We start from the raw sequence: 16,059 nt of genomic DNA, 5'->3' as shown, positions 1-16,059 counted from the left end.
TGCTGCCGTTCGACTTGCATGTGTAAAGCATGCCGCCAGCGTTCAATCTGAGCCAGGATCAAACTCTTCAGTTCAATCTTTAGCTAATTTCGTACTTTGGCACGCAAGATTAAAGAACCAGTGGTCCTTCTCTTGCAGTGCAAGTGTCGGCTTCGGCCAGACACTCACACCTATCGGTTGTTCGTTTTGTTAAAGAGCAGTGCTGTCGGCGCCGTGTTTCGTTTGCGTCGTCAGCTGAGGAGGCGAACTATACCGCCACCCCACAGACCCGTCAAGCCTTTTTGCAAAAAAAGCGGGACCGCTGGCGCGGCCCCGCTTTGGGCACCGTGTCGACGCCTACTTGCGCAGGCGGGCAAACGCCGCAGCCAGCGCCGTTTCGGGCGAGGCGGCGGCCGGCGTTTTACCGCCACGCGCTTCACCGCCGCGCGACCGGCCAGCACCGCGGGCCGACGCATCGAGCGCATCGTCCAGCCGCATCGTCAAAGCAATGCGCTTGCGCTTGACATCGACGTCGAGCACTTTGACCTTGACCAGCATCCCAGCCTTGACCACTTTATGCGGATCGTCGACATAACTCGTCGCCAATGCCGAAATATGCACCAGCCCATCCTGATGCACGCCGATATCGACAAAGGCACCGAAATTGGCAACATTGGTTACCACCCCTTCCAGCACCATCCCCGGCTGCAGGTCCTTGATGTCTTCCACGCCATCCTGGAAGGTCGCGGTCCTGAATTCGGGACGCGGGTCGCGTCCAGGCTTGTCCAGCTCCTTCAGGACGTCGATCACCGTCGGCAAACCGAAACGCTCGTCGATGAAATCGTTGGGACGCACGCTCTTGATGAAGGCACTGTCTCCGATAACGGAACGGATCTCGCGACCGCTCGCCGCAACGATTTTCTCCACCAGGGAATAGGCTTCCGGGTGGACGGCGGAGGCGTCGAGCGGGTTCTCGCCCTCGGTCACCCGCAAGAAACCGGCAGCCTGTTCGAACGTCTTCTCGCCCAGACGTGCCACTTTCTTCAGATCGCGCCGCGCGCGGAAGGCGCCATTATCATCGCGATAGGCAACGATATTGGCCGCCAGCGTGGCATTCAGCCCCGAGACGCGCGCCAGCAGAGCCACCGAAGCCGAATTGACATCAACGCCGACCGCATTGACGCAGTCTTCGACCACAGCCTCCAGCGCCCGCGCCATCTGCCCTTGATTGACATCGTGCTGATACTGACCGACACCGATCGACTTCGGGTCGATTTTAACCAACTCGGCCAGCGGATCCTGCAGTCGACGTGCGATCGACACGGCACCACGCAGACTGACGTCCAGCTCGGGGAATTCGCGCGCCGCCAGTTCCGAGGCCGAATACACCGACGCCCCCGCCTCCGATACCACCGCGCGCGTCAGATTCAGCGCCGGGTAGCGCTTGATGAGCTCCTGGGCCAGCTTGTCTGTCTCGCGGCTGGCCGTGCCGTTGCCGATAGATATCAGCTCGACCTTGTGCCGCTCGGCCAGTGCGGCCAGCAGGGCAATGGAACGATCCCACTCGTTGCGCGGCACGTGCGGATAGATTGTGGCCGTTTCGAGCAATTTGCCGGTCGCGTCGACAACCGCCACCTTGACGCCGGTGCGCAGGCCGGGATCCAGACCCATGGTCGCGCGCAGACCGGCCGGCGCCGCCAGCAGCAAATCGTTGAGATTGCGTGCGAACACCCGGATGGCCTCACCGTCCGCCTTATCCTTCAGGCGTCCAAGCAGCTCCAGCTCCAGAGACAGGAACATCCGCGCCCGCCAGCACAGGCGAACGCCGTCAAGCAGCCACTTGTCCGCCGCGCGCCCGCCATCGACGACGGAAAAGCGCTCGGCAATCAGCATCTCGTACGGACTGCGCGTCGTTGTCGGCACGTCGTCAGACTGATATTTGAGCGCAATCTGCAGCACGCCTTCGTTGCGACCGCGCAGCAAGGCCAACGCCCGATGCGATGGCAAATCCTTCAGCGCTTCGCGGTGCTGGAAATAGTCGGAAAACTTGGCGCCCTCTTCTTCCTTGCCGGCGACCACATTCGCTGCCAGCTCACCCTCGCGCCACAACTTCTCGCGCAGCCGCCCGAGCAATTCGCCATCTTCGGCGAATCGCTCGATCAGGATGGCGCGCGCGCCGTCCAGCGCGGCACGGACATCGGCCACCGCTTCGCAAACGAACCCCGCCGCCTCGGTCTCGGGGTCAAGCGTCGGATCGGCCAGCAGACGGTCGGCCAGCGGCTCGAGCCCGGCTTCGCGTGCGATCTGCGCCCGGGTCCGCCGCTTGGGCTTGAAGGGAAGGTAAAGGTCTTCGAGCTGGGTCTTGTTGTCGGCCGCATACAGGGCCGCTTCCAGTTCAGGCTGCAACTTGCCCTGCTCTGCTATCGATTTGAGTATCGCCAGTCGCCTCTCGTCCAGCTCGCGCAGGTAGCGCAGGCGCTCGTCGAGCAGGCGCAACTGGGTATCGTCGAGACCGCCGGTGACTTCCTTGCGGTAGCGGGCGACAAAAGGAACGGTGGCACCGCCATCGAACAATTCGATGGTGGCAGCCACCTGATTTTCACGAACATTCAGTTCTGCCGCAAGGCGGCGGGAAATGCTTGGCAACATCAGCATCTTCTGGAGTAGGGGAAACCCGTTACTCTAGCAGCCTGCCGCGCCGAAAGGAAATCGACTCCACCCGCCCTTAAACGTCGCTCCCCCCTTGCAACCAGGCCTGAGCCGCCGCCAGCGAAGGAAAATATTTGACATGGCGGTGCGTGAGCAAACCGGCCAGGTGCGCGGCAAGCTTGATCCAGACATCGGTCACGATAATGGCGACACGGCCGACCGCTTCTTCGTGCGCCCGCACGAAGCGCAATTCTTCCAGGGCCATATCCAGAGTGAAGTCTTTCAGCTCGGACAAATCCAGCAGCACGTCCGGACGGGCGCGCTCGCCCGCGCGCTTGAGCAGGGCCGCCTCGAACAGCTTGAAATCGGCCAGGGAAAACTCGTTGAATAACGCGACATCCAGACCATAGTGTTGTTCGCGGATAGAGATCATGCTGCGACTCCCGGTTACGTTCGATAATGACTTGCTAGCACTTCCAGTTTAGCGTGCCGGCACGCCAACGTCATTGACTCAGCGGCGCGCGGAGATGACGCCGGACAAGACGATGAGCCCGATCGCCGCCAGACTGTCCACTCCCAACGCGTCGCCCCAGCAGAAAAACCCCCACAAGGCGGAAAACGCGACCGTCAGATAGGCAAAACTGGCCACCAGGAATTTGCCGCCATCGCGATAGGCGCGGGTCATGGCGAGCTGCCCAAGCAAGCCGCAGACACCGACCCCTCCCAGCATGGCGGCGCCATGCCAGCCGAAGGAATGAAAACCTCCGGTGGACAACACCACGACCAGCCCGGCCAGCGAAGACAGCACGAAGAACCAGAACACGACCCGCGACGGCGCCTCGCCCATCTGCCCGAGTTCACGCACCTGAAAATTGGCGACACCTGCCGCCACGCCGGAAAACAAGCCGATCAGGCCGGCAAGCCAGAGATCTGCGGAAAAAGTCGGACGCAACAGCCAGACAATGGCGACAAAACCGAGCAACAGGGCCAGCAAGCCGCGGGCATTCGGCCGTTCACGCAAACAGATCATGCAGGTCAGGGCAAAGAACAGCGAAGAGGTGTAGTTCAGTGTCACCGCCGTCGCCAGCGGCAGCCGGGTCAATGCATAAAACAAGGCGCACGTGGACAGATAACCGACCAGCGTCCGCGTCGCATGTCCCTTCCAGTTGGATGTCAGCGGACTTTGCCTGCGTACGGCCATGACCCCGGACAGGCCGATCGCCCCTATTGTCGTGCGGTAGAACAAAATCTCCAGCGGATCGAATTCGCCGCCCCCGAGTTTGACGAACAGGCTCATCAGAGAAAAGAACAAGGCGGCGACAACCATCCAGCCGGCGCCGAGATGACCGCTGCGGACGCGCCACAACCTGAGAAGCCAGGGGGAAGGGTGATAAGTCTGGGTCGTCATGCAGGGCTCGTCATGGTTGTCGGTCAGCTATGCCGCGCCTTGCCGATCGAATTGCACAGCGTTTCGAGAAAGCGACGGTAGGTCCGGTACTCGGAAGCATTGGCCGCACAGCGTGCTTCGACGACATGGGACTTGTCGGTCTGCTGCACAACCAGCAAGGTCTGCCGCACGATCCACAGCGATGAGGATACGTAATGCCCTTCGCGATATTCAACCGTCAGGCGGCCGGCCTTCTCATTCAACTTCAACAGCAAGGCCGCCTCGCGATCGTCATCGGGCGTACGCATGCGTCGCGCCATCCGCTCCAGCGACTCGCGCCGCGCAAGCCGGCGCACGGTAATGGTGACATCGATGGCCGCGCGCTCGCGCTGATCGGCTTTGGGGGGCACCACGCGCAATTGGCGCGTGCCATTGAGCGTTTCCGCTTGCACGCGCCAACCGGTAGGCACCGCCAGGCGCAGCAAGGTCGCGGCATCGGTATAAGTGAAGGTCGTAACCGGAGCATGGGCAACGCGCGCGTCCGGCGCGACGGCGGCACCGGACTGAGCGACCAGGAACAGCAGCAGCAGGGCAGACCAACGTACTGATAAAGGCATTTTCGAGGGTACGGGCTCAAGTCTCGGGGCGCGACACGCTTCGCACCCAGGAAGCCGCCCCCGGGCCGGGGGACGGTCCCCCGTATTCTGCCCCGAAACCGGGCGTCATGGCGAATTATTACCGCCCGGGCCTGCCCGCGCTAGCGCGGCAGGCCCATTTCGCGGCGGTAGTAGTCATGAAAATGACGCATGCCATCTTCGGTCGGCGATTGGTACGGCCCGGTTTCGCTGCGGCCGGCCTGCCACAGCGCCTTGCGCCCCTGGTGCATTCGCAGGCAGATTTCGTCGTCTTCGCGAGCGGTTTCGAAATAGGCTGCCTGTTCCGCCGCGACAAACTCGGGTTCGAAATAGACGACTTCTTCAGGGTAATAAAACTCGGTCACCACCGTGCACGACTCGACGGTGCGCGGGATCACGACGCTGATCACCAGCGCATGGGGGTAGCATTCCACCATCACATTTGGATAGTAGCTCAGCCAGATGGCACCAAAATCAGGCATCCTCTCGCCGAAACGTCGCAACACCTCGGCATGCCATTCGCCATAAACACGCGACCCCGGCTGCGCCAGACGGCTCTTCACCCCAACGGTCTGAACATGATAGAACTCGCCCCACTCCCAGCGCAGATCGCCGCAGTCGACGAACTGCCCGAGCCCGGGATGGAAGGGATCGACGTGATAGTCCTCGGAGTACACCTCGATAAATGTCTTCCAGTTGAATGCGTAGTCCGTGCTCTGCGTCGAGTGGTAGGCGTAATCACTGAAATCGATGTGCCGGGCAACGCCGAGGCGGCCCAGATCGCGGGCCACATCGCGGCGGGCGTCGAACAGCAGACCATTCCAGTCCACCAGTTCCGTGCGCTCCAGCGCCAGGCACGGGGTTTCAGGAAAATGCGGCGCGCCCAGCAATTGCCCTTGCTTATCGTAAGTCCAGCCATGCAGATTGCAGACAATGGTATTGCCATTGCCACGCCCCTGATAAATGGTCGCCTGCCGGTGGCGACAGACGTTGGATAGCAGCAGGACATCGTCGCCGGCGCGCTTGAGCATCTTGCCGTGCCCGAGCCATTCCAGCGTGTGGTAGTCGCCCTCGTTAGGCACCATCAGCCGATGGCCGTAGTAGCGCGGAGCCCGTTCGAACAGCAGGCGCTGTTCTTCGTCGAAACAAAGCGGATCGAAATAGCTGGCGATGGGCAGTTGCGTGGCCGCAGCCGCTGAAGAAACCGGAAAAGCCAGATCAGACATTATTCCCACACCTCCGTGCAGAAGATATAAGACAGCCGAATCCCGCCCGAAACAAGTCTACGGAACACAGTACGTTGTCAAGTCAATTTTTGAATCGGGCATTCTGCCCGTCCCCTCCCCCCCCGGCAAGCATTTTCTGTATCCGCCTGCGCCGGTGATCGCTGCGAGCCTTTACTCGGGGGCGATTGCGCCATTTGTGCAACACAGCAAAGTTTTAGAACACCGCATTTGAACACGCTCAAAGAATTAGAACACCCAGTGGAATATCATGGCGCAAAATTGCCGCTAGCCGCTCCCCGCGCGCATGCAGGGCACCATGCCGGGCAGACTCGGCACCACGCACACGACTCCGCACAAGGATTTCGAACATGCAAACTTTTTTTCTGGCTCCGACCGGGTTTGATGCCGGCGTAACCTCCGTCTCGCTTGGCTTGGTGCGCTCTTTGCAGCAAGCGGGCCTGTCGGTGGGCTTCGTCAAACCCATCGCCCAGGACAACGGCTCGCCCAGCCTGGAGCGCTCCAGCCACTTCGCTCGCGCCATCTGCCACTCGCCCTCGCCGGAACCTCTGGCGATGGACCGCGTCGAGCAGTTGTTGAGCCAGGGTCAGGTCGACCAACTGATGGAAGAGATCGTCAGTCTCTATCAGCAAGCGGCCGATGGCGTCGATGTCGTGATTGTCGAAGGTCTGGTCCCCGATCAGAAGCATGTTTTTTCGACCTATGTGAACACCAAGATCGCACGCAATCTGCAGGCGCAGACGATTCTGGTCAGCCGCGCCGAAGGGCTGAGCGCACAAGAGATCGCGGAACAGCTCGACCTCAGCATCCAGGCCTTCGGCATCAAGCAGATTGCCGGCTACATCCTGAACCGGGTCGCCAAGAGTGCGGACCGTATGGCGCTCGATGCCGCCATTGCCAGCGCCAGTGCCTTGATGAAAGAGACCCGGCTCAAACTGATCGGCGCCATCACCGAAGAGAAAGAACTGTTGGCACCGCGCACGCTGGACATCGCCAACCTGCTCAAGGCGCAGATTCTGCACGCCGGCGAGCTCAGGACGCGCCGGGTACGCAGCATCGTGGTCACCGCACGGACTTCGCCGCACATGGTTCATCTGCTCAAACCGGGCGCACTGATCGTCACCACCGGCGACCGCGAAGATGTCGTGATGGCCACGGCGATGGCCACCATGAACGGCGTACCGCTTGCAGGGCTGCTGCTGACCTGCGACTCCAAACCCGACCCGCGCATCCAACAGCTGTGCCAGCACGCTTTTGAAAGCGGGCTGCCAGTCATTTCGAGCGAGGCCGCGACCTTCGAAACCAGCAGTCTGCTGACCAATATGGAGCGCCATGTGCCATCCGACGATCTGGAGCGGATGGAGCGGGTCATCGATCACGTTGCCGAGCACCTTGACGTCAAGCTGCTGCAGATAGGCAGCGCGGAGCCGCGCGAACGGCGCATGCCGCCGCCGGCCTTCCGTTATCAGTTGATGGAAAAAGCCCGCCAGGCCAATCGCCGCATCGTCCTGCCCGAAGGCAACGAGCCGCGCACCATCAAGGCAGCGGCCATCTGTCATGAGAAACACATTGCCCGCTGCGTATTGCTGGGCAATCGCGGCGAGATCGAACGCATCGCCGAAACCCAGGGCATCGTGCTGCCAGAAAGCCTGGAAATCATCGACCCCAACGATGTGCGCGCCAGTTACGTCGCCCCCATGGTCGAATTGCGCAAGGGCAAGGGACTGTCCGCTCCCCTGGCCGAGCAGCAACTGGAAGACAACGTGGTGCTCGGCACCATGATGCTGGCCCAGAACGACGTCGACGGCCTGGTTTCGGGTGCCGTACACACGACCGCCAACACCATCCGCCCGGCCCTGCAGCTGATCAAGACCGCCCCCGGCGCCGGTATCGTTTCCAGCGTCTTCTTCATGCTGATGCCGGAACAAGTGCTGGTTTACGGCGATTGCGCGGTCAATCCCGACCCCAGCGCGGAAGAACTGGCCAATATCGCCATCCAGTCGGCAGACTCGGCGACCGCCTTCGGCATCGTTCCGCGGGTGGCGATGATTTCCTACTCTACCGGCAACTCAGGCAGCGGCAGTGACGTGGAAAAAGTGCGCGAGGCCACGCGCATCGCACGCGAGAAGCGGCCCGATCTGGAAATCGACGGTCCGATGCAGTATGACGCCGCATCGGTAGAAAGCGTTGCCAACCAGAAAGCGCCAGGCAGCACGGTCGCAGGCCGCGCCACCGTATTCATCTTCCCCGACCTGAACACGGGCAATACGACGTATAAAGCGGTGCAGCGCTCGGCCAACGTGGTCAGCGTCGGACCGATGCTGCAAGGACTGCGCAAGCCGGTGAACGATCTGTCGCGCGGCGCGCTGGTCGACGATATCGTCTACACCATCGCGCTGACCGCGCTACAAGCGTGCTGAGTTCCTGTTCGACTCATCGTCGCTGACACGTGCGCCACACCCCGCCCGCCAGATTTGGCGGGTTTTTTTATCCCGTCAGCCATTTAGCCCACGCCGATGTGCTACACCGCGCGCAGGGCGGACGCACGGCACGACATGGCGGTTCTCGGCAGCCCGCAGCGCCGTCTGCGCGGCCCCGTCTGCGGATTCAAGCGCCCCCTGCCCCGCGATGCATGAGGCGCGCATGAAGCCGGGGCTTTATGCGACGCGGGGGAAAGCAGGCCGCCACCGCTCTGGTATACTCTGGCCTTTCAGTAATCTCCGCTCTTTTCCCGATGACCTCAGTACAGCATCTGGCCCAACTCAAGGCCCAATTGTCTTCCTGCCTGATCCGGGACCGGCACGCCCTGCGCCGCAAATTATCAGACGCAGGCGAACGCATCAAGCGACAGCAGCCGGCCGACACGTTGATTGCCGACATAGCGGCGACCATCGCGCGCTCCTCGGCACGCGCGGCAGCCCGCCGCGCCGCGCTGCCGACGCCGCGATTCGACGACGCGCTACCGGTCAACCAGAAACTGGAGGCGATCCGCGACGCCATCGACCGCCATCAGGTGGTGATCGTCTGCGGCGAAACCGGCTCCGGCAAGACGACGCAGATCCCCAAAATCTGCCTGACACTGGGACGCGGCGTGGTCGGCCTGATCGGCCACACGCAGCCGCGCCGGCTGGCCGCGCGCTCGGTTGCGACCCGCATCGCCCAGGAACTGGATTCGCAACTGGGCGAAGTCGTCGGCTACAAAGTGCGCTTTACCGACAAGCTATCGGAAAAAAGCGCGATCAAGCTGATGACCGATGGCATCCTGCTGGCCGAAACGCAGACCGACCGCCACCTTGAAGCGTACGACACCATCATCATCGACGAGGCGCACGAACGCAGTCTGAACATCGATTTCATGCTCGGCTACCTCAAACAGTTGTTGCCGCGCCGCCCCGACCTGAAAGTCATCATCACATCGGCCACCATCGACGCCGACCGCTTCTCCCGTCACTTCGACGGCGCTCCCGTGATCGAAGTCTCGGGCCGGACCTTCCCGGTCGAGATCCGCTATCGCCCGCTCGCCGAACGCGACGAGGACGAACGCGAGATGGAGATGGAAGACGCTGTCGTCGATGCCGTAGACGAGCTGTCGCGCCTCGGTTCGGGCGACGTACTGGTTTTCCTGCCGGGCGAGCGTGAAATTCGCGCGACCGCGGAACGCTTGCGCAAATCGGGGCTGCGCGGCTATGAAATCCTGCCCTTGTTCGCCCGGCTGAGCAACGAAGACCAGCAGCGCATTTTCAAGCCGTCGGGCGGGCGCCGCATCGTCCTCTCGACCAATGTCGCCGAGACCTCGCTGACCGTACCCGGCATCCGCTATGTGGTAGACACCGGCCAGGCGCGCATCAAGCGCTATAGCCCGCGCGCCAAGGTCGAACAGTTGCAAGTCGAAAAAATCTCGCAGGCCGCCGCCCGCCAGCGATCCGGCCGCTGCGGCCGGGTCGAGGCCGGCGTCTGCGTGCGCCTCTATGCCGAGGACGATTTCAATGCCCGGCCGGCGTTCACCGATCCGGAAATCGTGCGCAGCAACCTTGCCGCCGTGATTTTGCGCATGGCCTCGCTGCGCCTCGGCCATATCGATGCCTTCCCCTTTCTCGAGCCGCCGTCTTCGCGCCTGGTCGCCGATGGCTATCAGATCCTCACCGAATTGGGCGCCGTCGACGACAAGAGCGCCCTCACCCCCATAGGCCAGGAGCTGGCGCGGATCCCGGTCGACCCGAAAATCGGCCGCATGTTGCTCGCGGCACGCGAGCAGGGCTGCGTGCGCGAAACCTTGATACTGGCGGCGGCGCTGTCGATCCAGGACCCACGCGAGCGCCCGTTCGAAGCACGTGATGCCGCCGAACGCGCACATGCGCGTTTTGTCGACGACAAATCGGACTTCCTGTCCTTCCTCGCCTTGTGGGATTTTTTCGACGACGCACTCAAGCATAAAAAATCAACGCGCCAGTTGGTCAATCTGTGTCACGAACACTTCCTGTCCTATCTGCGCATGCGCGAGTGGCGCGAGCTGCACGGACAGTTGGGCGAAATCGCCGCCGAAATGGGCTTGATCCACCGCGCCGCCCTCCACGCGGACGCGACAGGCGAAACGCCCAAGCCGGAGCCGGTGTCGCCGAAAAAGCGCCAGGCGCTCGACGCCATCGCCTATGAACACCTGCACAAGGCTCTACTCACCGGCCTGATCGGCAATATCGGCATGAAATCGCCGGACAGCGATGACTATACCGCCGCTCGTGGTTCGCACTTTCTCATCTTCCCCGGCTCCGGACTGAAAAAAGCGCGGCCGAAGTGGCTGGTCGCCGCCGAACTGGTCGAAACCAGCCGTCTCTATGCGCGATCCGTCGCGCGCATAGAACCGGAATGGGTCGAACAACTGGCGCCTCATCTGGTCAAGTCGCACTATTTCGATCCGCACTGGGATAAAAATCGCGGCGAAGTCGTCGCCAGCGAGCGCGTCACACTGTATGGCCTGACGCTCGTTGCACGCCGCCCGGTCAGCTATGGCCGCATTGCGCCTGCCGACGCGCGCGAGTTGTTCATACGCGGCGCACTGGTCATGATGGAATACGCCAGTCAGGCACCGTTCTTTCAACGCAACCAGCGTCTGATCCGCGAGATCGAACAACTGGAGCACAAGGCCCGCCGCCAGGACGTACTCGTCGACGAGGAGGCCTTGTTTGCCTTCTATTCGGACCGCATTCCGGCCGAGGTGGTCGACGCGGCCACTTTTGAAAGCTGGCGCCGGACCGCCGAGCGAGAAGATCCGGAGCGCCTGTTCCTGACGCGCGAAGAATTGATGCGTCACGCCGCTCAACACGTCACAGAGAATCAGTTCCCGGAATGGTTGCCGCATGAGGATGGCCGCCTGCGTCTGCGCTACCGCTTCGAACCCGGGCACCCGCTCGACGGCGTGACGGTCGATCTACCGCTGGCCATCATCAATCGGCTCGACCCGGCGCCGTTCGAATGGCTGGTCCCCGGCATGGTGCGCGAGAAACTGCAAATGCTGATCAAGGCACTGCCCAAGCAGATCCGCCGCAGCTGCGTACCGGTCCCCGACTTTGTCACCCGGTTTCTATCGGCCGCCCCCGACGAAAAACAGTCGCTGACGCAGCAGTTGCTGGCATTCGTCATCCGCGAAACCGGAGAGAAGCCCGACGCCGATGCCTTTGCCGGCGTCGAACTGCCGCCGCATCTATTGTTCAATTTCCGCGTCGTAGACGACGGGCGCCAGGAAATCGGCATGGGCCGCGACCTGATGGCCTTGCAGCGCCAGTTCGGCCAGGCCGCGCAGTTGACCTTCCGTGACACCTCGGCCGAATTCGAGCGCGAGGGCATCGAGAGCTGGGATATGGGCGAACTGCCCGCGGCCATCCAGTTTGCCCGCGGCCGGCAGCAACTGACCGGCTACCCTGCGCTCGCGGTCGAGGAGCAAGGCATCGCCTTGCGCCTGTTCGATACCGAAACGGCGGCCCAGGCTTCGCATCGGGCCGGGGTGGTGAAACTTCTGTCACTGCAATTGAAGGAGCATATGAAGCAGCTTGGGCGCGGCTTGCCCGGCATGACCCAGATTGCACTACAGCTGCGCGCCGTCGCCAATGCCGATATTCTGCTGGCCGATGCCATCGCCACAATCTGCGACCGCGCCTTCATCGGCGAGGATGCGCTGCCGCGCAACGAAAAGCAGTTCAATGAGCAAAAGGCACGCGCACGCACGCGCCTGCCTGCCGTCACCCAGGCCGTCACACAGTACCTGACCCAGATCGCGGCCGAGTACCAGACGCTGAACGCCAGACTCGGCAAGCACAAACTGGGGGGCGAGCTGAAAAACCAGCTCGATGCGCTGGTATACCCGGGCTTCCTGGCTGCCACCCCGTGGAGCCAGCTGCCGCACTTGACGCGATACATGAAGGCCATGAGCTTGCGCATGGACAAACAGGTGGCGAACCCGCAGCGCGATGGACAGCGCGGGGCAGAAATCCGCACCCTGTGGCAACAGTGGAGCGAGCGCGTGGCTCTGGAAAAAGAACGCGCCGCGCCGGGGCAGGCCCTGCTCGACTACCGCTGGCTGATCGAAGAGTTGCGGGTGTCGCTGTTCGCGCAGGAGCTGAAAACACCGTTCCCGGTTTCGCTCAAGCGCCTGCAGAAAGCGTGGCAGGAGCTGCCGAAAGCATGACCGCGCCACGACAAAGACATATGCATACAGACTGCATCAAACGAGGGGTTTACGGTAGAATGAAGCCCCTGTCCGCTTGAAGCGCACGCCATGTCACGACACGACCTGCTCATTACCAAGCTGCCGCGCGTACAGCAGTCCGCTGTAAGCGTCGGGCGCGCCCTGACACAAGACGTTTTTTCGTCCAAGGGTCTGCTATTGCTCAAGCAGGGGCATTACGTGCTCGGACCGGAGCAAAAAGACAGGCTGTTGCGCATGGGGGTCGCAGCCCCCGAGCTCCCCCCGCCCAGCGAGAACATCGATTCGCAGCCGGTCCAGGAGCGCCATAGCGTGTTCTCGGAGGTTGCACACCTGTGCGTACGACTGCGCGGCCTGTTGCGCAATCCGGTCCAGGTCAGGGACTTTCCCGCCGCAATCGGCGACGTGGCGCATAGCATCATGCATCTGGCCGCCACCCAGGCGGACGGAATGCTGGCAGGCATATTACTGGTCCCGATAGGCGAATATGGCTCGGCGCACAGCGTGCATACCGCCTGCCTGCTGGCCCTGCTGACGCAACGCATGCCGCTGTCGCCTGAAATCCGTCTGACCCTGCTCTGCGCAGCGCTGACGATGAATATCGCGCTGACCGACCTGCAAAACGAGTTGTATTCGCAGAGCGAAGCACTGCGCGAAGACCAGCGCGAAAGCATCGCCTCGCATCCGCTGGTCGGCTCGGCCATCTTGCGCGAAGTCGGGATAGATAACGAGCTATGGCATGTCCTGGTGCAAACCCACCACGAATCGTGGACCGGCCACGGCTACCCCTTCACACTGAACCGGCGTTCAATCAATCCGCTCGCGCACATCCTGCATCTGGCCGACGTGACCTGCGCCAAACTCACGCCGCGCCGCTACCGCGTCGCCATGCTGCCTGCCACCGCGCTAGGGCACATCTTCCAGCGCAAGGACGCCGAGTTCGACGCCGCCTTCATCACGCTGCTGGTGAAAGAACTCGGCATCTATCCGCCAGGCAGTTTCGTGCGCCTGGCCAGCGACGAAATCGGGGTGGTCACCCATCCGCGCGCCAAGCCCAGCCAGCCTAGCGTGGCGGCGCTGCGGCGCATGGACGCCGCCCCCTATGCCGAACCCCTGTTGCGAGAAACGCGCAATCCGGCATTCAAGGTCGTCGAGCCCTGCGCCGCCAGCCTGGCCGGCGTCAGAACCAGCTACCTCGCCCACTTGTGGAGGGCGTGAGCGGCCGCGCATGCCTCGCAGGCCGCACGCATCCCTTCATTCGCCGACAGCGGGGCCGACCATCACATCGGGAGCCTGGGCCAACGCCGTAACGCGTGCCTGTTCGGCCGCAAACGCCGTGCCGCGGAGGGTTTCTTCCCACGCGCTTTGACTGCCCTGGCCTTCCATGCGCCGCAAGCGTCGTTCAAGCTCGGCATTGCCCTTCCAGACAAACCCGCTCAGTACCTGATCGGCAAGATCGGGCCGATTGCAGACCAGCGCCATGTCACAACCCGCATCGAAGGCCGCGCGCGCGCGATCGAGAACCGAGCCGGCGGCGGAAGCCCCTTCCATGCACAGATCATCCGAGAAAATCACGCCATCGAAACCGAGACGCGCGCGCAGAATGTCGCGCAGCCAGACGGCGGAAAAACCGGCGGCTCGCTCGTCGACCGCGGGGTAGACCACGTGTGCCGGCATTACCGAATCGAGGCCGGCGGCGATCATGCGCGCAAAGGGGAGCAGGTCGTCCCTCTCCAGCGCCGGCAGCGGCCGTTCATCACGCGGAATCACATGATGAGAATCGCCCTCGACCCAACCGTGCCCCGGAAAATGCTTGCCGCAAGTCGGCATCCCGCCTCGACGCAGACCGGTCTGCAGGGCGGCCGCCAGTTCGGATACGGCAGCAGGGTCACGGCCGAAAGAACGGTTTCCGATCACGGCACAGCGCTCCCAGTCCAGATCCAGCACCGGAGTAAACGACAAGTCGATCCCGCAGGCCCGCAATTCGGCCGCCAGGACGTAGCCGACAGTCTGCGCGAGGTCCAGGGCCGCCGCCGGCTGCGCAAGCCACTGTTGACCGAGGGAGCGCATGGACGGCAAGCGGGTGAACCCCTCCAGAAACCGCTGTACGCGCCCCCCCTCGTGGTCGACGGCAATCAGCAGCTCGGGCGTGCGCACGGCGCGGATCTGTGCGGTCAACGCCTTGAGCTGCTCGATATCGCGGAAGTTGCGGCGAAACAGAATCACGCCGCCAACGAGCGGGTGCGACAGGCGGACGCGCTCGGCATCGTCCAGGGACAAGCCGGCCACATCGATCATCAGCGGGCCGCGCGGCAGGGAAAGAGATAGGGTCATGGGTATCACTCAATTAGCGAGGGTCAGCCCTCCAACACGACAAAAGCAAGCGCATGGCGCCGCTCGTCACTCAAGGAAACATGATGTCGGCGCACCCCACGCCCGGCGACAAAGGCGGCAAGTTCGGGGCTGAAACACAGCTGCGGGCGGCCCAGGGCATCGTGCTCGACCGCAATGGCCGTCAGCGTGACCGGCGAACGCAAGCCGGTTCCAAGTGCCTTGGAGAAGGCCTCCTTGGCGGCAAAGCGCTTGGCCAGAAAATGGGCGGGATGCGCCGCACGCCTGAACGCATCGAACTCGAGCGGGGACAATAAATGGCGCAGCGCCGCTTCGCCGCGCCGTTGCAGTAAATTTTCCATGCGCTCGATATCGACAAGATCGCTGCCGATGCCATAAATCATCATCCGGCTCCCCATTCCTGCTCGCTGGCCTGTGTCAAGGACTGCAGCAGGTCGCGCGTTGCCAGCGGCTGCCCGTCGAGAATATCGTTCAGCACCATGCGCAGAAAACGCCGCGCCTCGCGCCGCATCGTCGCATCGCTGAAGTCATCGGCGGCCATGGACAGCAAGGTGGCGCCGGACACGGCGTCGCCACCGGCAGCGGACAGCAGCGGTGCCATGCCGGGGCGGCAGCGATAGAAGCGCGTGGCATCGAGCCTCTCGCCCGCCGCATCCAGATCGAGCGGAGGCGCATAGCCCAACGCGCGCACCAGCCCCAGCTCGAAGCGCCGCAGCACTTCGGCCAAGGCGGCACCCGAGGCAAGGCCCCGCACCGCCCGGTCATACACCTGCCAGGTCTCGGCATGCGGGTCGTCGCGCACCGTCAGCTTGAGCACCAATTCGTTCAGATAGAAGCCGCTGAGCAGCGGCAGGCCCCCGAGTTGCGGCAGGCCGCCCAGCCAGTCGGCGCTGTGCAGGGTACGGACGTCTCCCTTGCCGAACCAGGAGAGCGACAGCGGCTGGAAAGGCAGAAGCAGGCCGCGCAGCTCGGCCCGCGGGCGCCGGGCCCCGCGCGCGACCAGCGTCACCCGCCCATGCCCGGCCGTCAGCGCGTCGACGAGCAGACTCGTCTCGCGATACGGCTGAGTATGCAGAACATAGGCGAGCTGGCGATCGACCTTAGCGGAACTCATGA

11 protein-coding genes and 1 rRNA gene are annotated in these 16,059 nt (G+C 62.9%); 3 read left to right on the top strand and 9 right to left on the bottom strand.

Annotated features, from left to right (window positions below; all coding sequences use genetic code 11):
* The 6 genes from G520_RS0113035 to G520_RS0113010 form a co-directional block, all read right to left on the bottom strand.
* Window positions 1–74, bottom strand: a 16S ribosomal RNA gene (locus G520_RS0113035); the annotation flags it as partial.
* 262 nt (window positions 75–336) lie between these two features.
* Window positions 337–2,628, bottom strand: a complete 2,292-nt coding sequence (locus tag G520_RS0113030) for a Tex family protein (RefSeq protein ID WP_028536051.1) — start codon at window positions 2,626–2,628, stop codon at window positions 337–339.
* A gap of 76 nt (window positions 2,629–2,704) precedes the next feature.
* Window positions 2,705–3,061: a SpoIIAA family protein gene (locus tag G520_RS0113025; RefSeq protein ID WP_028536050.1), complete on the bottom strand. Its 357-nt coding sequence runs from the start codon at window positions 3,059–3,061 to the stop codon at window positions 2,705–2,707.
* A gap of 78 nt (window positions 3,062–3,139) precedes the next feature.
* The gene (locus tag G520_RS0113020; protein WP_051229383.1) at window positions 3,140–4,036 is read right to left on the bottom strand and encodes a DMT family transporter; all 897 of its coding nucleotides are present in this window, start codon (window positions 4,034–4,036) and stop codon (window positions 3,140–3,142) included.
* A 23-nt stretch (window positions 4,037–4,059) separates the two neighbouring features.
* Window positions 4,060–4,632, bottom strand: coding sequence for a COMM domain-containing protein (locus tag G520_RS0113015; protein ID WP_028536048.1), 573 nt, complete (start codon window positions 4,630–4,632; stop codon window positions 4,060–4,062).
* 140 nt (window positions 4,633–4,772) lie between these two features.
* Window positions 4,773–5,876 (bottom strand): aromatic ring-hydroxylating oxygenase subunit alpha, encoded by a 1,104-nt coding sequence (locus tag G520_RS0113010; RefSeq protein WP_028536047.1) that lies wholly within the window; start codon window positions 5,874–5,876, stop codon window positions 4,773–4,775.
* 368 nt (window positions 5,877–6,244) lie between these two features.
* Here G520_RS0113010 and pta point away from each other — a divergent pair, with 368 nt between their 5' ends.
* From pta to G520_RS0112995, 3 genes are all read left to right on the top strand, one after another.
* Entirely contained in the window at window positions 6,245–8,314 is a 2,070-nt protein-coding gene (gene pta, locus G520_RS0113005) for a phosphate acetyltransferase (protein WP_028536046.1), read from the top strand.
* A gap of 314 nt (window positions 8,315–8,628) precedes the next feature.
* Window positions 8,629–12,573, top strand: a complete 3,945-nt coding sequence (gene hrpA / locus G520_RS0113000; RefSeq protein ID WP_028536045.1) for an ATP-dependent RNA helicase HrpA — start codon at window positions 8,629–8,631, stop codon at window positions 12,571–12,573.
* Window positions 12,574–12,663: 90 nt separating this feature from the next.
* A complete protein-coding gene (locus G520_RS0112995) occupies window positions 12,664–13,809 on the top strand; it encodes an HD-GYP domain-containing protein (protein ID WP_051229382.1) in 1,146 nt (381 codons plus the stop codon).
* A gap of 36 nt (window positions 13,810–13,845) precedes the next feature.
* Here G520_RS0112995 and nagZ read toward each other — a convergent pair whose 3' ends face one another.
* Genes nagZ through recO form a run of 3 tightly spaced genes read right to left on the bottom strand, consistent with a single transcriptional unit; the run spans window position 13,846 to window position 16,057 of the window.
* A complete protein-coding gene (gene nagZ, locus G520_RS0112990; RefSeq protein WP_028536043.1) occupies window positions 13,846–14,925 on the bottom strand; it encodes a beta-N-acetylhexosaminidase in 1,080 nt (359 codons plus the stop codon).
* A 23-nt stretch (window positions 14,926–14,948) separates the two neighbouring features.
* Window positions 14,949–15,329, bottom strand: a complete 381-nt coding sequence (gene acpS / locus G520_RS0112985) for a holo-ACP synthase (protein WP_343222397.1) — start codon at window positions 15,327–15,329, stop codon at window positions 14,949–14,951.
* Window positions 15,326–16,057, bottom strand: a complete 732-nt coding sequence (gene recO / locus G520_RS0112980) for a DNA repair protein RecO (protein WP_028536041.1) — start codon at window positions 16,055–16,057, stop codon at window positions 15,326–15,328. Before recO ends, acpS begins: the two co-directional genes overlap by 4 nt.
* Window positions 16,058–16,059: the final 2 nt, after the last annotated feature.

Origin of the sequence: Paludibacterium yongneupense DSM 18731, from assembly GCF_000422925.1 — a bacterium.
GTDB classification, from domain to species: Bacteria; Pseudomonadota; Gammaproteobacteria; order Burkholderiales; family Chromobacteriaceae; genus Paludibacterium; species Paludibacterium yongneupense.
This window is presented reverse-complemented; position numbering and strand designations above follow the sequence as displayed.